This is a genomic window from Acidovorax sp. SDU_ACID1 (assembly GCF_045291395.1).
Taxonomy (GTDB): Bacteria; Pseudomonadota; Gammaproteobacteria; order Burkholderiales; family Burkholderiaceae_C; genus MR-S7.
Genome location: NZ_CP152342.1, coordinates 2,892,912 through 2,911,952 on the forward strand (window position 1 = coordinate 2,892,912; position 19,041 = coordinate 2,911,952).

Consider the following 19,041-nt stretch of genomic DNA (forward strand, 5'->3'; position numbering starts at 1 on the left):
CGGACTTTATATTTCCTTGAACCAATGCTCATTGAGCACGGGCTTGGTACATTGCCTGGTGAGCGTGATCATCTCGCGTCAGATGAACCCAACGCCTGGCTGCCCTCGCCCACCTGAACCCCCGGTTCAGGATGCCGGTCCGGTGGCATTTGCAGACACCCTCTTCCTGTGCCCATGACGCAGGGCACGCATCAGACCTCACCCCCCGCCAGCAAGCCAGAAGCGCCCCACTGCCGCGCCAGCAGAGCGCGAAAGTCGGCCATCGGCAAGGCGGGCGCGCACAGGAATCCCTGGTAGCAGTCGCAGTCCATCTCACGCAACGCGAGCCGCTGCTGCTCGGTTTCCACGCCCTCCGCGAGAACTTCGATGCGCAGCGCGCGGCCCATGCTGGCGATGGCGCGCACGATCGCCCGGTCACCCTCGTCGCCGGGCAGGCCGCTCACGAACGACTTGTCGATCTTGAGCTTGTGGATGTCCAGCTTCTTGAGATAGGCCAGGCTGGAATAGCCGGTTCCGAAGTCGTCAATGGACAGACGCACGCCCAATTGCGACAAGGCATGGAGCAGTTGCTCCATCTCCAGCGCATCCTGCAGCAGGATGGTTTCCGTCAGTTCCAGCTCCAGTTGGTCCGGCGGAAGGCCGCATTCGTCCAGCAGGCCGGTCACGCGCTCCACGAAGCCGGGCTGGCGGAACTCCAGTGCCGAGACATTGACCGACACCGGCAGCGGCACGCCGCATCGCCGCCAGCGGGCCGCTTCCCGGATGGCCTGTTCCATGACCCATGCCCCCAGCGTGACGATGTAGCCGGACTCCTCTGCCAGCGGAATGAACACGCTGGGCGATACCGCGCCCAATTCAGGGTCGGTCCACCGGACCAGCGCCTCAGCGCCCACGATGCGTCCGTCCGCCATGCCCACCTGGGGCTGGTAGTGCACGGCCATGTGCCCCTGCCCGAGGGCCTGCCGCATCGCGTGCTCCATCTTCATGCGCGACAGCAGATGGGCATTCATCTGCGGCTGGTAGAAGCCGTAGCTGCCGCGTCCGCGCTCCTTGACGCGGTACATGGCCGTGTCCGCCTGCTTGATGAGGTCGTCCAGCGTCATGCCGTCGCGGGGATACAAGGCCATGCCGATGCTGCACTGGATCGAGAACCCCAGCTCATCGAGCATGAACGGGCTCGCCATCTCGTCCAGCACACGCCGCGCTACGGCCTCTGCCACCACCGCATCGGCATCGTGCAGGTAGATGACGAATTCATCGCCTCCCAGGCGGCAGAGCATGTCTGACTGGCGCAGGCAGTCCTGCAGCCGCCTCGCCACGAGCTGCAGCACCCGGTCTCCGAACGGGTGCCCCATGGAGTCATTGATGATCTTGAAGCGGTCGAGGTCCAGGAAAAGGATCGCAAAGCCGCCGCCGCGCGTGCTCACGCCGTCGATGGCCGCCATGACCCGCTGCCCCAGCAGCAGCCGGTTCGGCAAGCCCGTCAGCACGTCGCGGTAGGCCAGCTCTTCGATGCGCCGCTGGGCTGCATGCTGCGAAGTGAGGTCGCGCATGAAGCCGATGCTCTGCGTGATGGCGCCCGCATCGTCGCGCAGCGCCACCCAGGACAGTTGCACGGCGCAGCGGCTGCCGTCCTGCCGGGCAAGGGCCAGTTCGCCTTCCCAGAACCCCCTGCGCGCCCACCCGTCCGCCACCCGGCCCATGAACGCATCGGCCTCGTCGTTCGGACACAGCAGGCTCTGGGCCGGGCGGCCTACCAGCGCCTGCGCGTCGGCTCCCAGCAGCCGCTCGCAGCCGGGATTGATGCGTGCGACGGCATGCTGCTCGTCCGCGATGAAGATGGCATCCAGGCTGGATTCGAACACCCGCGCCGCCAGGCGCAGGCCCGCCTGCACCTCCGCCTGCCGGGAAATGTCGCGGAAGGAGAACACGCGCCCGGCGGGCCGGCCTTTGATGAGCTGCGGCACGGAGCAGCGCTCGATCGTGGCGCCGTTGCGCAGATGCAGGACGTCCGTCGTTTCGAGCAGCGGCTCCAGCGCAATGGAAGCCAGGCGCGCCCGGTAGGCATCGCGGTCCAGCACCTGCGCTTCCATGTGCTCCCGGATGGCCGCATCGTCGCGCTGCACCAGCAGTTCGCGCGGTATGTGCCAGATCTGGGCCAGGCGCTGGTTGAAGGCACGCACCTCGCCGTGGAGGTTGCAGGTCAGCACACCGTCGGCCGCGGAATCGAGCGTCGCACGCAGCTCGGACAACAAGGTTTCCAGCTCGCGTTCGGAAGCCTCCTGCTCGGAGCGGTCGTACATCGTCAGCAGCAGCAAGCCTTCGTGGCCCACAAGGGCGAGCACGCGGCGCTCCACCGGCACCAGATGGCCGCTCCCCGCATGCCGGACGCTGGTGCGGGAGTGGATGCCCCGCACGATGTCTTGCGCAGACTGGCTCCAGAAGATGTGGTCCTCGGGCGTCTCGGCCAACGCCTGCACCGCCATGCCCACCATGCTTCCCACCGGACGGCCTACAAGCCGCGCTGCCGCCTCGTTGGCGTGCAGGATGTCCAGCGCCTGTCCATCCACCACCCAGAGGGCGACGTCCAAGCCGTCGCACACCGCAGTCCAGGCTGCGAGGGAGAGGCGGCTGTCCATCAAGCACCGTCCTCGCACCGCCGCGCATCCACGGCGCGCTCGAAGAAGTAGCAGATGCGCTGCTGCGGCGACAAGTAGTCGAGCGCTTCGCGGGGCAGCTGTTCCGGCTTGAGGCTGCGGCGTATGCCTTCGTCCGGATATGCAGCCAGATCCATGGCCACGGCTTGCGACCGCGGCACCTTCGCGTCGAACGGCAACACGCAAGGCCGCAACGGGTGCAATGCATCGACCGAGACCACCAAAGCGAAGCGACCATCCGTCAGCTGAACCAGGGAGCCCGGTGGGTAGACCCCCATCATGCGGATGAAGGCGCCCAGCACCGTGGCATCAAAACACATCTTCTGCTGCGCGAAAATCTGCGACAGTGCTTCATGCGGTGTCAGCGCCTGCGCGCCATGCAACGGATTGCACAGGCGGTCGTAGCGATTGGCCAGCGCCACGATCTGCCCTCCCCGGCCCAGGTCGTCCGCCATGAGACGCAAGGGAAAGCCGCTGCCGTCCGCCATTTCATGGTGCTGGGCGATGGCGATGAGCACATCGCTGGCCAGCTCCATCCGCTGCCCCAGCTCCACCGAATGGCCGACATGCCCCTCATAACGCGAGAGATCGGCCGGCGTCAGCGAAGCTCCCGGCTCGCCGACGTGGGGAGGCAGCATGATCTTGCCCAAGTCATGGAGCAAGGCGGCTACGCCGACGTGGTGCAACTCCCTGGACTGCAGCCCTAGCGCCCGCCCCAGCAGCAATGCCAGCACCATGACATTGACAGCATGCAGGGCCGGTCGCTCGCTGGGCACCTCGGCCAGCAAGCGGATCGCGCAATGCTCGGCGTCCAGCAGCTCGGCCACACAACTGCCCACCAACGCGTCCACCTGCCTCCGTGCGTCAAGTGGGGAAACCAGAACCTGCGTGGACACCATGACATAGGTGTCCGTGGCTTCCCTGTAGCGCTGGCCGCAGCGCTGCAGCGACTCGCTTTGCTCCCGCCAGGCTCGCGTGCCGGAAAATGGGGCACTTGTGTCAAGGGATTGCTCTTGCGTACCGAAAGCACCCGCAGGATCGGGCACCGCCGTTTCTGCACCATCCCTTTGCAAGCCCGATCTGGCGGGTACCTCGGGCACTGGCTGGCTTTTGGCGGGCACATAGCGCACCTGCTTCAGTCCCAGCTCTCTCAGGGTGTGAATTTGCTCTTGCGAGGACACCCGGAAGCTGCTCATCGGGAAAGGATGGTTCATCCACCCCAGGTCGAGCTGGATGAACATGCCCACACGGAGCTGGTCGATGTCGATCAGGACGGATTGGTTCACTTCACGGAGCGCAGGCAGCTCGCTTTGATTGAACCATTATCATCAGTTACGGCAGCTTTAGAGTTGTTACAAATAGTAGGCGACAGCCGCCGATGCAACACTCAGCTCACGCACCAGGGGGCCGGCTGTCCGTGGACTACGTCCATCCATAGGGCCCATGCCCCCATGGTCAGGAGCACCGCGCCGGCCAACCGCGTCCCCCAGCTTCCGCGCAGCGCGTTCAGCCGCTCGCGCAACCGGCTCCATGCCCAAGGGCCGGCGACCAGCCACAAACCGCTGCCGATTCCGAACAGCACCATGCACGCAGCCCCGTTGGCCACACTGCCGCTCAGTGCGGCCATGAGCAATGCGGTATACAGCAGGCCGCAAGGCAGCAGGGCCCAGGCGACTCCCGCAGCAAACACCCCTCCAGGCTTGGATACGAGAGGCTTGGTTTTGGCCCATACGCGGCGACCAGCGGCTTCGATCCACGCGGGCTGGCGCGCCTGCAGCACCATCAGCGCCCCCCAGGCCAGGATCATCACATGCATCATCGTCCACGCTGGGCGCAGCGCAGGGCTGAACTGGCTCAGCCACGCCAGGCGCTCCATTGCCAGCGCAGCCATGGCTCCCGCCGCACCGTAGCCAACGAGCCGCCCCAAGTGGAATCCCAGCAGGCGCCCCCTGCCCCGGCGCTTGTGCGAGACCCACTGGACCGCCTGCTCCGAGGCCTGTGGCTTTCCCCCCTTGCCCCGTCAATGCGCCGCAAGGAGCCGCGCACATGACAAGGCAGTGCGCCCCGCCCGTGATGCCCATGAGCAATGCCGTGGAGGCCAGGGCCAGCAGCATGGATCAGATGATGCGGGAGAACTGCGCCCGGTTGCGCCCGGCCTGCAGGTACTTGTCGAACACCATCGCCACACCCCGCACGAAGAACCATCCCATCGGCGTGACCTCCACGCCATCGGAATTGATTTTCACCAGGCCTTGCCCTTCCATCTCCTGCAACCGGGCCAGTTCGACATCAAAGTAACGGCGAAAATCGATCAGCCAGGATTGCTCCATGGGCTCGAAAAGCACCTTGCCCTGGCACATCAAGGCCATGATGACCGCACGGCGTATCAGATCGTCACGGGTCAGCGCCAAGCCGCGCACAACGGGCAGGTGCCCCTGGTTGATCGCGTCGTAGTATTCGTCCAGGGTCTTGACGTTCTGGCTGTAGGTAGCGCCGATGCGGCCGATGGCCGAGACGCCCAGGCCGATCAGGTCGCAGTCAGGCTGGGTGCTGTAGCCCTGGAAGTTGCGATGCAGGCGCCCCTGGCGCTTGGCCACGGCCAGAGCGTCGTCCGGCAAGGCAAAATGATCCATGCCCACGTACACATAGCCGCTAGCCATGAAGACATCCATGGAGCGGGCCAGCATGGACACTTTGGCCGATGCCATGGGCAACTCGGCGGAGACGATGCGCCGCTGCGCCTTGAACCGCTCGGGCAGGTGGGCATACGCGTAGAGCGCAATGCGGTCCGGGCGCAACTGGGTGACCTGCTCCAGCGTACGGTCGAAGGACTCCGGAGTCTGGCGTGGCAAACCGTAGATCAGATCCACGTTGACCGACTCGAATCCCAGCTTGCGGGCGCTCGCCACCAGGGCGAATACCTTCTCCGCGGGCTGCACGCGGTGCACCGCTTTCTGCACCTCGGGGTCGAAATCCTGCACACCGAAGCTGAGCCGGTTGAAGCCCAGTTCCGCCAGCAGAGCCAGGCGCTGCTCGTCGACCGTGCGCGGATCCACTTCAATCGAATATTCGCCCCCAGGCGCCAGCACGAAGCTGCGGCGCAGCATGCCCATGAGCTCGCGCAGCCCCTCGTCGGACAGGAATGTCGGCGTCCCCCTCCCAGATGCAACTGGCTGACGTGCTGCCCGACACCGCAATGGGCCGTATGCAGGTCGATCTCCCGACTCAGATAGCGCAGGTAGACCTCCGCCCGTTCCGGGTGCCGCGTGATAATCTTGTTGCATGCGCAGTAGTAGCACAGCGACTCGCAAAACGGGATGTGCACATACAGCGACAATGGCATCGCTTTGGCCGCCGAACCCACGCGGCGCTGCTGCAGCGCAAGAATGTATTCTTCTTCGCCAAAAGCCTCCACGAAACGGTCCGCCGTCGGGTAGGAGGTGTAGCGCGGCCCAGGCACATCGAAGCGACGCAAGAGCTCGGTGGTGACAACAGTCATGGGGAAAATTTTCCTTGTATCTGACTATCCACTGTGCCGCAGAGACCCCGGCTCGTCCTTGACTTTAATCAAGCACTCACGGGGTCAGGATAGCGACAATTTGATTTCGGCTCAAAGTCGGTCAATTCCCTGCGGCATTTCCGCCTCCAGGGGTTTCAGAGGTAAGCTAGCCACATGAACAGGGCGCCCGTGCACATGAATCTGCAGACCATCAAAGTTGCGTGTTCCAACTGCAACTTGCGCGAGCTTTGCATGCCCCTGGGGCTGAACGACCAGCAATTGCAACGCATCGACGAAATCGTGGCCATCCGCCGCAAGATCAAGCGAGGCGGCACGCTGTTTCGCAACGGTGAAGCCTTCACTTCCCTTTTTGCGATCCGCACGGGCTTTTTCAAGACCTGCGTCGCCACGGAGGATGGACGCGATCAGGTCACCGGCTTCCAGATGGCCGGGGAGATCATCGGCCTCGATGGCATCGTGAACGACAGGCACACCTGCGACGCCGTAGCGCTCGAGGATGCAGAAGTCTGCGTGATGCCCTTCGACCGCATTGAAGAGCTCTCCCGCGAAGTGACGGCACTGCAGAGCCATGTGCACAAGATCATGAGCCGCGAGATCGTGCGTGAACATGGCGTCATGCTCCTGCTCGGCAGCATGCGCGCCGAGGAGCGTCTAGCGGCTTTCCTGTTGAATCTGGTGCAGCGCCTGCATGCGCGGGGATTTTCCCAGTCGGAACTGGTCCTGCGCATGACGCGTGAGGAAATCGGCAGCTACCTCGGTCTCAAGCTGGAAACCGTGAGCCGTACATTCTCGAAATTCGTGGAAGAAGGCATCGTGGAAGTCAAGCAGCGGCATGTCCGCATCGTGGACACCGATGCCCTGAAACGCATCGTGAACAGCCAACAAGCCTGCCACTGAACCGCCTTGCAGGCGGCCCGCGTCTTCAGGACGAATACTTTGCGCAGTCCAGGGGACGGTCTCCCTTGGGCACAGGACAGCGGTTGACCTCGAACGGCGAGAGGGACAGCATGGTCGTCAATGCACTCGACGCCATGATCACCAACCAGAAGATGAAGAAGGCAACGGTGTAAACGCCTTGCCGCGATAGGTTCATGGGTTGGTCGAACCAGTGCAATGCCTCCGGATCCACGAAGGCAAACACCACCATTTCCATGACCCCTGCCATCAGAAAGGCGGGCCAGGCAATCCACATCAGTCGCTGCGTCCACATTTCGCGTGCCTCCTTGCAATGGTGACAGCCTAGCATCATGCCCTGCGCGTGCAAAGAGTACCCGACCTCTCGATTCCCCTTACCTGCATCAATTCTTTTCGGATGCGGCTCCGCGTCACCGGCGAGGCTGGTCCTCGAGGGGCGTGGCGGCATGGTTGCGGCCCTTTATCGCAGGGGCCATGCTGGCCTCGGAATGCTGGAGCGTCTTGTTGATCTCTAGGCCACGCTGGTAATAGTCTTCCGCCAATACAGGGTCGGGCTGCCGGATCGCGAGCCACAGCGTCACGAAGCCAGCGATCACCACGATCACCGGCCCGGCGATCACCAGCCAGACATGGCCATATTTCCACCAAGGCTGCGCCACTGGCGATTCATTCATGGATGGGACTGCGGGCATGGGAAACTCCTTGGCCCCATAAGGAGGCCTGACCTGAACATAACCACCTGGCAAGCCCATCAGCGGGGTACCAGGAACACCGACTTCTCGGCCACCTGCGCTTTATCGCCTTGTGCCTGGATGTCGAAAAACACAGTGTGCGACCCGGGCGCGGCAGAACCATAGGGCACCTGCAGCCGCACTGCCACCCAGCGCGACTCGGCCGGTCCGATATCGATCTCCGATTCGGAGGCGACTTCCAGCCCTTCCAGCCCGCGCGCACTGATACGGTAGCGCTGCGTGCCTTCGGTGGCATTCATGATCTGCAAGCGGTAGATGTTTTCCAGCTTGCCGCCTGCCACGATCCGGGACAGTGCCGCGCGGTCGCGGACCACGTCCACCTTGAGCGGCGTGCGCACCACGAGGCTGGCCAGCATGCCCACGCACAGCAAGGCCAGCACAGCCGTATAGATCAGCACGCGCGGACGCAGCACGCGCTTGAGCATCTGCGACTGCGTCCAATGGTTCTTCACGCCGTTCTGCGTAGAGAAGCGGATCAGCCCTCTCGGGTACTTCATCTTGTCCATCACGGTGTTGCATGCATCCACGCAGAGGCCGCAGCCAATGCATTCATACTGCAGGCCCTCCCGGATATCGATGCCCGTAGGACACACCTGCACGCACAGCGTGCAGTCGATGCAGTCGCCGAGTCCCTTCGCCTTGTGATCGATGCTCTTGTTGCGTGGCCCGCGCGGCTCACCGCGCTCAGGGTCGTACGTCACGACCAAAGTGTCCTTGTCGAACATGGCGCTCTGGAAGCGCGCATAGGGGCACATGTACTTGCACACCTGCTCGCGCAGGTAGCCCGCATTGCCGTAGGTGGCAAAACCGTAGAAGAGCACCCAGAAAATCTGCCACGTCCCCTGGAGCGCCAGCAATTCGCTGCCCAGTTCGCGAATGGGAACGAAGTATCCCACGAAGGTAAACCCTGTCCAGAACGCCACGGCAATCCAGACCAGTTGCTTGAGCGACTTCTTCCACACCTTCTCGAAGGTCCACGGTCCGTTGTCCAGGCGCATGCGGGCACTGCGATCCCCTTCGATCTTGTGCTCGATCCACATGAACATTTCCGTGTAGACCGTCTGCGGGCACGAGAAACCACACCACAGGCGCCCTGCGACAGCGGTGAACAGGAACAGCGAAAGGGCCGAGATGATGAGCAGGCCCGTCAGGTAGATGAAGTCCTGCGGATAGAGCACGAGCCCGAAGATGTAGAAACGCCGGGCACCGAGGTCGAAAAGCACCATCTGGCGCTGGCCCCACTCGAACCATGGCAACCCGTAGAAGATCAACTGCGTCAGGAACACCATGACCCACCGCCACCGGGCAAAAATGCCGCTGATGGAACGGGGATAGATCTTCTTCTGCGCCTCGTACAGCGAAACAACTTCGGTTTGCGAGTTATCTGCCGCGGCAGGTGCGATGGGGATCACCTTGCGGGGCTGGCCTTCGGCTGGCTTCATGGTGGGGATCTCTTGGGAAGCGGCTTCCGCATGAAAAACGGCCGGCACCCCATGAGGGGGTGTCCGGCCGGTGGAGGGGCGTCAGCGCGCGGCGCCGGCCTTGTTGGACAAGCCCCACACGTAAGCTGTCAGCACGCTGATCTGTGCGTCGGTCAGCTTGCCGGCCTGTGCCGGCATCTCGTTGGTCTTTCCGTTGTTGATCATAGCCGTGATGGCGGCTTCGCCCCAACCGTGCAGCCAAATGTCATCCGTCAGATTGGGGGCACCCAGAGCCACGTTGCCCTTGCCGTCCATGCCATGGCACGCAGCGCACGCCGTGAACTTCGACTTGCCCAGCGATGCCTTCAGCGAGTCATGCGGGCTGCCCGACAGGCTGAGCACATAGTGCGAGAGGTTGCGCACATCCTCGGGAGAGCCCACCGCTGCAGCCATGGGGGGCATGACACCCACGCGGCCGTCGTGGATGGTCTGGCGAATCTGGTCGGGCGCGCCGCCATACAGCCAGTCGCCGTCCGCCAGGCTGGGGAAGCCCTTGCTGCCGCGCGCGTCGGAACCGTGGCATTGCGCGCAGTTGTTCATGAACAAGCGCTCGCCGATGGCCATGGCCGCCGCATCGCCTGCCATTTCCTCGGTCTTCATGCTGGCGAAACGGGCATAGAGAGGCTGGAGTTCCGCAGAAGCCTTGTCGACCTCAGCCTGGTACTCACCCAGCTGGGTCCAGCCCAGCTGGCCCTTGAAGGTACCCAGGCCAGGATAGGCGATCAGGTAGCCGGCACCGAAAACGAGAGTGATGACGAACAGCCACATCCACCAGCGGGGCATGGGGTTGTTCATTTCCGTCAGATCGACGTCCCAGACGTGGCCGGTCGTATTGTCCGCCGTCGCCTCGACTTTTTTGCGCGAGGTGATCCACAGCAGCAGGCCACAGGCCACGATGCCGATGATGGTGATTCCGGCCACATAGAGGGACCAGAAGTTATGGGTGAAATCGCTCATGGGTTATCTCTTTTCTTGTGAAGGAGCCATTCAGTCCTCGGCGAAGGGCACTTGCGCGGCCTCTTCGAAGCGGGCCCGGTTGCTGCGCATGTACGCCCAGAACCAGATGCCCACGAAACACGCCAGCGATGCCAGCGTGGCCACGATGCGCATGGTGGTGATGTCCATGGCTTCCTCTCCTTACTTGAGCGCGCGGCCCAGCACTTGCAGGTAGGCCACGACGGCGTCCATCTCGGTCTTGCCCTTGACGGCCTCCGCCCCTCCCGCGATGTCCTCGTCCGTATACGGGACGCCCACGGTGCGCAGCGCCTTCATGCGCGGAGCCACGTCGGCAGGATTGATCAGGTTCTTCTCGAGCCACGGATAGGCAGGCATGTTGGACTCGGGCACCACGTCGCGCGGGTTGTTCAGGTGGATGCGATGCCATTCGTCGCTGTACTTGCCGCCCACGCGGTGCAGATCGGGACCGGTACGCTTGGAGCCCCACTGGAAGGGGTGGTCGTAGACGAACTCACCCGCCACCGAGTAGTGGCCGTAGCGCAGCGTCTCGGCGCGGAACGGGCGGATCATCTGCGAATGGCAGTTGTAGCAGCCCTCGCGCAGGTAGATGTCGCGGCCGATCAACTGCACGGCCGTGTAGGGCTTGATGCCCTGGACCGGCTCCGTGGTGGACTTCTGGAAGAACAGCGGAACGATTTCCACCAGCCCCCCGACGGCGACCACCAGCAGAATCAGGACGATCATGAGGAAGTTGCTGGTCTCGACCTTCTCGTGGGTGAAGCCGGACGATGCTTTGTTTTGGGTATCAGACATGTCTTGAGTCCTCGGGCCTTCAGGCGTGAGCAGCATTCACGGCCGGGATGGCCACCTTGACGGAACGGCCGGAGATGGCCGTCAGCCACACGTTCCAGGCCATGACCACCATGCCGCCCAGATACAGCAGGCCACCGACGAAGCGGATGGCATAGAACGGATAGGTGGCCTTGACGCTTTCCACGAAGGTGTAGGTCAGGGTGCCGTCCGCATTCACGGCGCGCCACATCAGGCCCTGCATCACGCCGGCGATCCACATCGCGGCGATGTACAGCACGATGCCGATGGTGGCCAGCCAGAAGTGCAGCTCGATGGCCTTAACCGAGTGCATCTTTTCCTTGCCGAACAGGCGCGGCACCAGGTAGTAGAGCGAACCCATGGTGATCAGGCCCACCCAGCCCAGAGCGCCGGCATGCACGTGGCCCACGGTCCAGTCGGTGTAGTGCGACAGTGCGTTGACGGTCTTGATGGACATCATCGGACCTTCGAACGTGGCCATGCCGTAGAACGACAGCGACACGATCAGGAATCGCAGGATGGGGTCGTCACGCAGCTTGTGCCATGCACCCGACAGGGTCATGATGCCGTTGATCATGCCGCCCCAGCTCGGTGCCAGCAGGATCAGGGAGAAGACCATGCCCACGGACTGCGTCCAGTCGGGCAGCGCGGTGTAGTGCAGGTGGTGCGGACCCGCCCACATGTAGGTGAAGATCAGCGCCCAGAAGTGCACGATGGACAGGCGGTAGCTGTACACCGGACGGCCGGCCTGCTTGGGGATGAAGTAGTACATCATGCCCAGGAAGCCCGTGGTCAGGTAGAAGCCCACGGCGTTATGGCCGTACCACCACTGCACCATGGCGTCCTGCACGCCGGCATAGGCCGAGTAGCTCTTCATGAAGCCTGCCGGAATGGCGGCGCTGTTGACGATGTGCAGCAGGGCCACGGCGATGATGAACGCGCCGAAGAACCAGTTGGCCACGTAGATGTGCTTGATCTTGCGCTTGCCGATGGTGCCGAAGAACACAACGGCATACGAGACCCACACGGCGGCGATCAGGATGTCGATGGGCCACTCCAGCTCGGCGTATTCCTTGCCGGAGGTATAGCCCAGCGGCAGGCTGATGGCAGCCGCCACGATCACCAACTGCCAGCCCCAGAACGTGAACGCCGCCAGCGGCCCGCCGAACAGGCGCGTCTGGCAGGTGCGCTGCACCACGTAGTAGCTGGTGGCGAACAGGCCGCAACCGCCGAAGGCGAAGATCACCGCATTGGTGTGCAGCGGCCGCAGCCGCCCATAGCTCAGCCATGGGATGCCGAAGTTGAGTTCAGGCCAAGTCAGTTGGGCGGCGATGAACACGCCGACCAACATCCCAACCACCCCCCATACAACGGCCATGATAGAAAACTGGCGCACGACGGTGTCGTCGTAATGCGCTACTTTTGCTTGTGGAGTATCCATCGGGCACCTCTAATAATTGCAGCGAAAAGTTTCAATCAGGCGCAACCCGAAAGCGTTGATGAACATCAACCGTCTTTCAGAATGCGCTCTCCCTCTTGATCGACATTCTCGAATTGGCCACGGTATACGGCCCACCACAGGCCGGCCAGCACGAACAGGACCAGCACCACGGAGAGGGGGATCAGCAGATAAAGAATGTCCATGTCAGGCCGCCTCCAGGGGGAATGCGCCAGCTGCGGCGCCTGGGTTGCGCGAGGGTCGGCAGCAACGGCACCCGGTCCGCGCGCCAACCGGGCGGCATTGGCCACGACCAGCAGGGAGCTCAGCGCCATGCCCAGCCCCGCCAGCCAGGCCGGCATGTACCCGGCAATGGCCAGCGGAACGCACAGCGCGTTGTAGCCGGCCGCCCACCACAGGTTCTGGCGCACCACGCGCAGCGTGCGGCGCGCCAGCAACAGCGTTTGGGCCACGAGGGCGAGGTCGTCGCCCATGACCACGAAATCGGAGCGCGACTGCGCCAGCGGCACCGCCCTGCCGAATGCGAACGAGGCATGCGCACCCGCCAGCACGGGCCCGTCGTTCAGGCCATCACCCACCATTGCCACATGGTGTCCCTGGGCCTGCAGCGTCTGCAGTCGCTGCAACTTGTCCTGCGGCGTGCAATCACCATGCGCCACGGCGATGCCGGCTCGCGCAGCCACCCGCTGCACCGTGGCAGTGCGGTCGCCGGACAGCAACTCAACCGCCACACCGGCCTGCAGCAGCTCCTGGACGATGGCCCGCGCCTCGGGGCGCAACTCTTCGCTCAGGTCGAAGCGGGCCAGCTCACGCACGGCCCCTTGCCCTTCCACCGAAAGCACCACCTGCTGGGCGGCTTGCGGTGCGGGCGCCACCCGTGCATGCGCGGGGGAGCCCAGGCGCAGCGTCATGTCGCCAGCTCCTGCCCTGCGGGCCTCGGCCACCAGGCCCGCGCCCGGAATCTCCTGCACGGACAGCACGGACCAACCCACGACCCCATCGCCGCCAGCGGCGGCGGCCAGAGCGCGCGATACCGGATGGAGCGACCGGCGGGCCAGCCCGGCGGCCAGGTCCAGCGCCTGCTGCGGCGACAGGTCGGCACCGGGCGCCACATGGACCTCGCACACGGACAGTCCATCGCGGGTCAGCGTGCCCGTCTTGTCGAACACCACCGTATCCACGGCGGCCAGAGCTTCCAGGCCCTGCAGGTTGCGCACCAGCACGCCGCGGCGCGCCAGGGAACCCGCCGCCGTGAGCATGGCCACCGGCGTAGCCAACGACAAGGCGCACGGGCACGTAACGATGAGCACCGCCACGGCCACCATCAGGGCGTGGCTGGGGTCGGTGGGCCACCACCACGCGGCTGCCAGAGCGGCCGCCAACAGCACGGCGACCAAGAAGGGGCGCGCCACACGGTCCGCGAGCTGGGCCAGCCTGGGCTTCTGCAGCGACGCGCTTTCCATCAGCGCGACGATCTGGCCGAAGCGCGTCTGCGCGCCCAGGCTCTCCACGCCCACCTCCACCGGCGCACGCAGGTTGTAGCTGCCGGCAGTGACCACACTGCCCTGCGGCTTGTCCACGGGCGTGGATTCACCGGTGAGCAACGCCTCGTCGGCCTGGGTTCTGCCTTGCAGGATGCGGCCATCGGCGGGGAATGCTTCGCCCGGCAGCACGCGCACCACGTCGCCCTCCTGCAGGCGACGCGTGGCAACGCGCACGAAGCTGCCGTCCGCCGCGCGACGCTCCACGCTGTCGGGCAGGCGGTTCATCACCGCCTCCAGTGCTCCGGCCGTGCGGTCGCGCAGGCGCAGTTCCAGCCAGCGGCCCGTGAGCAGGAAGAACACGAACATGGTGAGCGAGTCGTAGTAGACCTCGCGGCCGAAGGGGCCTGTCGGGTCGAACGTGCCGGCCATGCTCACGGCGAAGGTGATCAGCATGCCCAGCGCGACCGGCAGGTCCATGCTCACGCGGCGCTGTCGTACGTCGCGCAGCGCGCTGGAGAAGAACGGCCCGCAGGCGAAGAGCACCACGGGCAGGCTGATGACCCACGAGGCCCAGCGCAGCAGTTGCTCCATCTCGGTAGTGAGATCGCCCGGCATGGCCTGGTAGGCGGGCCATGCGTACATCATGACCTGCATCATGCAAAAGCCCGCCACCAGCCAGCGCCACAGCGCGCGCCGGTGCTCGCGCTGGCGCTGCTCGCGCGCGAAGGCGTCCATGGCGGGCATGGCTCGATAGCCGGCATGGCGCACGGCCTCCATCCACTGCGAGGGCAGCACCTGCCCGGGGTGCCACACTACGCGCGCGCGGCGCGTGGCCGCGCTCACGTCTGCCTCGGTGACTCCGGGCACGCGGCGCAGGGCATCTTCGATGGTCAGGGCGCAGGCGGCGCAGTGCATGCCTTCCAGCACCACGTGCGATTCCCAGAGGGCTTCGGCCGCAGCCGCCTGGGGCGCGCCGGCGAGCGGCTTGCCGAACGCGGACCACTCCTGCGGATCGTCCAGCAGCGCCGCGCCTTCCTGGCCGGCCGCCGCGTCGGGCGCAGCGGTATTTCCGGCAGGCGCGAACGGGCCGGCAGAACGATTTGACATGGATCGGAGACTATCCGCGTTGCGTGACAGGGTCATTGACTTGGATCAAGATAGACGCCGTGGGCCATCCTATGCTCATTCTTGATTTCAACCAAACAAAAGGAGCTAGAGCATGTACAAGCGCATTCTGATCGCCACCGATGGATCCCCCCTCTCGGACAAAGCCGTTGAAAGCGGGCTGTCGCTCGCCGGCCTGTCGGGCGCTTCGGTCGTCGCCCTCAAGGTGGTGCCCCGCTATCCGCGCAGCTATTTCGAAGGCGGCATGCCCGTGGATGCCACCGACGTCAAGCGCATCGAGAAGCAATGGAGCGACGCCGCTCAGGAACTGGTGGACAAGGTGAAGGCGCGCGGAACCGCCGATGGCGTGAGCGTGAAGACCGTGATCGCCAAGTCGGACCTGATCGCCGAGGCCGTGATCGCCGCCGCCAAGAAGCACAAGTGCGACCTGATCGTGATGGCCTCGCATGGCCGCAAGGGCCTCAAGCGCCTGCTGCTGGGCAGCGAGACGCAGCACGTGCTGACGCATTCGCACATTCCCGTGCTGGTGCTGCGCTAAGCACGAAAATAGCTGCCAGCGCTTGTGCAGCAAGCGCTGGCAGCTATTATTAATGCAGCAATCGTCAGTGGTTGCCCAGATACAGCTGCGCCATGCGGTCGTCGCTCAACAGGTCCTGCGCGACGCCATGGAGCACGCAGCGCCCCTGGTCGAGTATGTAGCCCTGCTGGCTGATCTGCAGCGCCAAGCGCGCGCGCTGCTCCACCATGAGCACCCCGATGCCGGAGGCCGGCAGCCTCTGCACCATCTCGAATACCTTGCCCACCAGCGACGGAGCGAGCGCCGCCGTCGGCTCGTCCAGCACCATGATGCGCGGCGAGGGCATCAGCGCGCGCGCGAACGCGAGCTGCTGGCGCTCTCCGCCTGACAGGTTGCTCGCATGCTGCAGCAGCCGGTCGGCCAGCGCGGGGAAATCCGCCAGCACGGCGTCCATGCGCCGCTTGAGGTCCGGCACGCCGCGCACCACGAGCAGGTTCTCCTTCACCGTGAGCGATGGGAACACGTTGGCCACCTGGGGCACGTAGGCCAGGCCGGCGTCGAAACGGTCTTCGGCCGACAGCTTCGTGATGGCCCGGCCCTGCAGATGGATCTCGCCGTGCACGCGCGGCAGCAGGCTCAGCAGCGCCTTGACCAAGGTGGACTTGCCGGCGCCGTTGGTGCCGGCGATGGTCACGATCTCGCCAGGCAGCACGCGCAGGTCGATGCCGTGGATGATGTCCACCTCCGAATAGCCGCCACGCAGCTGCTTCAGCTCCAGCAATGGGTGCTGCGCATTCATACCACCCCTCCCATGTAGGCTTCCTGCACGCGCGGGTCCTCCAGCACCGCATGCGGGTCGCCCTCGGCCAGGATGCGGCCGCGGTCCATGACGATCATGCGGTTGGACAGCGACTTGAGCGCCTGCAAGTGGTGCTCGATCACGATGAATGCGATGCCCTGCGCGTTGAGCTGCCGCACGCGGTCGCAGATTTCCTCGATCAGCACCGGGTTCACGCCGGCGAAGGGCTCGTCGAGCAGGATGCAGCGCGGATCCAGCATCAGCACGCGCCCAAGCTCCACGAGCTTCTTCTGCCCGCCGGACAGGCCGCCGGCCTTCACGTCGCGCACGCGCGCGAGGTTCAGGAAGTCCAGGATGCCGTCGGCCTTCTCGGCCAGGCGCGCCTCGTGTTCACGCACATGGCGCGTGGGGAAGAAGGACCCCAGCAGCCGTTCGCCCGAGGGGTTCGGTGCGGCGGCCAGCAGGTTCTCGTGCACCGTGAGCGTCTTGAACTCCCGGGGCACCTGGAACGTGCGCACCAGGCCGAGACGCGCGCGGCGGTATGGCGCCTGGTGCGTGATGTCCTGGCCTTCGAAACGGATCTCGCCCGCGTCCGCCGGCTGCTGCCCGGCGATGGCTGCGAACAGCGTGCTCTTGCCTGCGCCGTTGGTCCCGGCGATGCCCAGGATCTCCTGGGCGGCCAGTTGGAGCGACACGCCGTCCACGGCCTTGAACCCGCCGAACTGCCGCGTCACCGAATGGACTGTCAACATCATTGCGGCTTGCCTCCAAACATGCCGTTGGGCCGGTACAAGGTCACCAGGATCAGCGCCAGCCCCACGGCCGCCAGCCGCAGGCTGGCCATGCCGACCTCCGACACGCCGGGAATCCAGTCCTTCACGAAGCGCGAGCCCTCCAGGAACACCATCAGCAGGAAAGTGCCGGCCAGCGCGCCCCGCACGCTGCCCGTGCCCCCCATCACCAGGCCCATCCAGACGTAGAAGGTGATGAGCGGGATGAACTGCTCAGGCGTGATGAAGGTGATGAAGTGCGCATAGAACGCGCCCGCCATGCCGAACAGCGCCGCCCCGAGCATGAAGATCTGCACCTTGAACCACGCAGGGTCCTTCCCCAGGGCGGAGAGCGCCGCCTCGTCGTCTCCGATCGCGCGCAGCAGGCGGCCGAACGGGCTGCGCGCAAGGCGCACCGTGCCCCAGGCCACGAGGGCCACGATGGCCACCAGCAGCGCGAAAAGCGCCACTTCCGCCGCCGGCGAGCCCCAGCCCGCGAACAGCTTGGGCAGGCCGGGCAGGCCCTGGACGCCCTTGGTCAGCCACTCCTCCTGCTGGATGGTGATGCGCACGGCCTCCGAAAAACCCAGCGTGACGATGGCCAGATAATCGTCGCGCAGCCGCAGGGACAGCAGGCCGATGGGCAACGCGAGCACGGCGGACAGCAGCATCGCCGCGACGAAGCAGACCGCCAGCGGCACGCCCTGCAGCGACAGCAGGCCCGAGGTGTAGGCGCCCAGGGCGAAGAACGCCACGACGCCGAAATTCACCAGCCGCGTGAGGCCGAACTGCAGGTTCAGCCCCAGCGCGAGCAGCGCATAGATCAGCGCGACGATGCCGATGGCACAGAGATAGGCGATCATGGCGTCACCTCACCAGTTGGATGCGGCCAAGGATGCCGGCGGGCCGCAGCAGCAGCACCAGCGCCAGCACCGCGAACGAGAGCACGAGCTTGTAGGAAGGGCCGAGCAGCGGCACCGAGAGTTCCTGCGCGATGCACAGCAGCAGCGCTCCGAGCACCGCGCCCACCGGGCTGCCGATGCCGCCGAGCACCATGGCGGCGAAGGCCGGGATGAGGAATTCCCAGCCCATCTCCGGCATGACGATGGCCTTCATGCCCAGCAGCACGCCGCCGATGGCCGAGACGGCTCCCACCAGCAGCCACAGCGCCAGCATCAGCCCCTTGGCACGGATGCCGCTGGCACGCGCCAGGTCGGCGCTGTCGGCCACGGCACGCAGCTGGCGGCCAAAGCTGGTCTGGTACAGCAGCACGAATACCACGAGCAGGCACGCCAGCGCAATGCCTGCGATGACCAGGTCGGTGGGCAAGATGCGGATGCCGCCGAAATTCCACGCGCGCACCAGCGGCATGTCGAACGTGCGCTGGTCGTGCCCCGCGAAGAAGGAGATCAGGCTGCGGATCAGGAAGCCCAGGCCGATCGCTGCCAGCATGGACGACACCATGGGCCGCCCCGCGAGCTTGCGGAAGATCAGCTGGTACGAGCCGGCGGACACCACCGCCGTGACGGCCGCGCTCAGCAGCGCAGCCAGCCACAGGGGCGAGCCCAGCAAGAGCTGGCAGCCCACCGCGGCATAGGCGCCCAGCGTCAGAAAGTCGCCGGTCGCGGCATGGGGAAAGCGGTTCACCCCCATCACCAGCGTCATCGACAGCGCGGGCAGCGCCACCACCAGCCCCTCGATCACGCCGTTGATGAGCAGGTTTGCAATATCTATCCAGGTCATTGGCTCATTCCGTTCGCAGCCCGGATGCCGC

The 19,041-nt window shown here is 65.0% G+C and carries 16 protein-coding genes and 2 pseudogenes; 2 read left to right on the forward strand and 16 right to left on the reverse strand.

The genetic code is table 11. The annotated features are described in order from the left end of the window. Positions 1 to 191: 191 nt before the first annotated feature. The 4 genes and pseudogenes from AAG689_RS14285 to hemN all read right to left on the reverse strand — a co-directional run bounded on the left by AAG689_RS14285 (position 192) and on the right by hemN (position 6,156). Positions 192 to 2,639 (reverse strand): EAL domain-containing protein, encoded by a 2,448-nt coding sequence (locus tag AAG689_RS14285; RefSeq protein ID WP_406622605.1) that lies wholly within the window; start codon positions 2,637 to 2,639, stop codon positions 192 to 194. Continuing rightward, entirely contained in the window at positions 2,639 to 3,943 is a 1,305-nt protein-coding gene (locus tag AAG689_RS14290) for an HD-GYP domain-containing protein (RefSeq protein WP_406622606.1), read from the reverse strand. Before AAG689_RS14290 ends, AAG689_RS14285 begins: the two co-directional genes overlap by 1 nt. A 101-nt stretch (positions 3,944 to 4,044) precedes the next feature. Beyond that, positions 4,045 to 4,771: pseudogene (locus AAG689_RS14295) on the reverse strand (sulfite exporter TauE/SafE family protein). A 3-nt stretch (positions 4,772 to 4,774) separates the two neighbouring features. Beyond that, positions 4,775 to 6,156: pseudogene (gene hemN, locus AAG689_RS14300) on the reverse strand (oxygen-independent coproporphyrinogen III oxidase). A 195-nt stretch (positions 6,157 to 6,351) separates the two neighbouring features. On the opposite strand from hemN, the gene fnr reads away from it, so the two are divergent. Next, positions 6,352 to 7,074 carry a fumarate/nitrate reduction transcriptional regulator Fnr gene (gene fnr / locus AAG689_RS14305; RefSeq protein ID WP_020228284.1) on the forward strand — a complete coding sequence of 241 codons (723 nt, stop codon included), beginning with the start codon at positions 6,352 to 6,354 and terminating at the stop codon, positions 7,072 to 7,074. 25 nt (positions 7,075 to 7,099) lie between these two features. Here fnr and AAG689_RS14310 read toward each other — a convergent pair whose 3' ends face one another. The 8 genes from AAG689_RS14310 to ccoS form a co-directional block, all read right to left on the reverse strand. Next, entirely contained in the window at positions 7,100 to 7,387 is a 288-nt protein-coding gene (locus tag AAG689_RS14310) for a hypothetical protein (RefSeq protein ID WP_020228285.1), read from the reverse strand. Between the two features lie 115 nt (positions 7,388 to 7,502). Further along, entirely contained in the window at positions 7,503 to 7,784 is a 282-nt protein-coding gene (locus AAG689_RS14315) for a FixH family protein (protein WP_406622607.1), read from the reverse strand. A gap of 59 nt (positions 7,785 to 7,843) precedes the next feature. Further along, positions 7,844 to 9,286: a cytochrome c oxidase accessory protein CcoG gene (gene ccoG, locus AAG689_RS14320; RefSeq protein WP_020228287.1), complete on the reverse strand. Its 1,443-nt coding sequence runs from the start codon at positions 9,284 to 9,286 to the stop codon at positions 7,844 to 7,846. Positions 9,287 to 9,367: 81 nt separating this feature from the next. After that, complete coding sequence (gene ccoP / locus AAG689_RS14325) at positions 9,368 to 10,282, reverse strand: cytochrome-c oxidase, cbb3-type subunit III (RefSeq protein WP_406622608.1); 915 nt, start codon at positions 10,280 to 10,282, stop codon at positions 9,368 to 9,370. A 30-nt stretch (positions 10,283 to 10,312) separates the two neighbouring features. Further along, a complete protein-coding gene (locus tag AAG689_RS14330) occupies positions 10,313 to 10,450 on the reverse strand; it encodes a cbb3-type cytochrome c oxidase subunit 3 (protein ID WP_020228289.1) in 138 nt (45 codons plus the stop codon). A gap of 12 nt (positions 10,451 to 10,462) precedes the next feature. Further along, positions 10,463 to 11,095 (reverse strand): cytochrome-c oxidase, cbb3-type subunit II, encoded by a 633-nt coding sequence (gene ccoO, locus AAG689_RS14335; protein WP_406622609.1) that lies wholly within the window; start codon positions 11,093 to 11,095, stop codon positions 10,463 to 10,465. A gap of 19 nt (positions 11,096 to 11,114) precedes the next feature. Continuing rightward, positions 11,115 to 12,554 carry a cytochrome-c oxidase, cbb3-type subunit I gene (ccoN, locus tag AAG689_RS14340; protein WP_024001279.1) on the reverse strand — a complete coding sequence of 480 codons (1,440 nt, stop codon included), beginning with the start codon at positions 12,552 to 12,554 and terminating at the stop codon, positions 11,115 to 11,117. 65 nt (positions 12,555 to 12,619) lie between these two features. Further along, complete coding sequence (ccoS, locus tag AAG689_RS14345) at positions 12,620 to 15,163, reverse strand: cbb3-type cytochrome oxidase assembly protein CcoS (protein ID WP_406622610.1); 2,544 nt, start codon at positions 15,161 to 15,163, stop codon at positions 12,620 to 12,622. A gap of 112 nt (positions 15,164 to 15,275) precedes the next feature. Here ccoS and AAG689_RS14350 point away from each other — a divergent pair, with 112 nt between their 5' ends. Continuing rightward, the gene (locus AAG689_RS14350; RefSeq protein ID WP_406622611.1) at positions 15,276 to 15,719 is read left to right on the forward strand and encodes a universal stress protein; all 444 of its coding nucleotides are present in this window, start codon (positions 15,276 to 15,278) and stop codon (positions 15,717 to 15,719) included. Positions 15,720 to 15,783: 64 nt separating this feature from the next. On the opposite strand, the gene AAG689_RS14355 is transcribed toward AAG689_RS14350, so the two are convergent. From AAG689_RS14355 to AAG689_RS14370, 4 genes are read right to left on the reverse strand one after another with little or no spacing between them, the layout of a single operon-like run. Continuing rightward, a complete protein-coding gene (locus tag AAG689_RS14355; RefSeq protein WP_406622612.1) occupies positions 15,784 to 16,497 on the reverse strand; it encodes an ABC transporter ATP-binding protein in 714 nt (237 codons plus the stop codon). Beyond that, positions 16,494 to 17,252, reverse strand: coding sequence for an ABC transporter ATP-binding protein (locus tag AAG689_RS14360; protein WP_024001280.1), 759 nt, complete (start codon positions 17,250 to 17,252; stop codon positions 16,494 to 16,496). The genes AAG689_RS14355 and AAG689_RS14360 overlap by 4 nt, the downstream gene beginning before the upstream one ends. Continuing rightward, positions 17,249 to 18,130: a branched-chain amino acid ABC transporter permease gene (locus AAG689_RS14365; protein ID WP_406622613.1), complete on the reverse strand. Its 882-nt coding sequence runs from the start codon at positions 18,128 to 18,130 to the stop codon at positions 17,249 to 17,251. Before AAG689_RS14365 ends, AAG689_RS14360 begins: the two co-directional genes overlap by 4 nt. A gap of 4 nt (positions 18,131 to 18,134) precedes the next feature. Continuing rightward, a complete protein-coding gene (locus AAG689_RS14370; RefSeq protein ID WP_020228298.1) occupies positions 18,135 to 19,010 on the reverse strand; it encodes a branched-chain amino acid ABC transporter permease in 876 nt (291 codons plus the stop codon). Positions 19,011 to 19,041 lie beyond the last annotated feature (31 nt).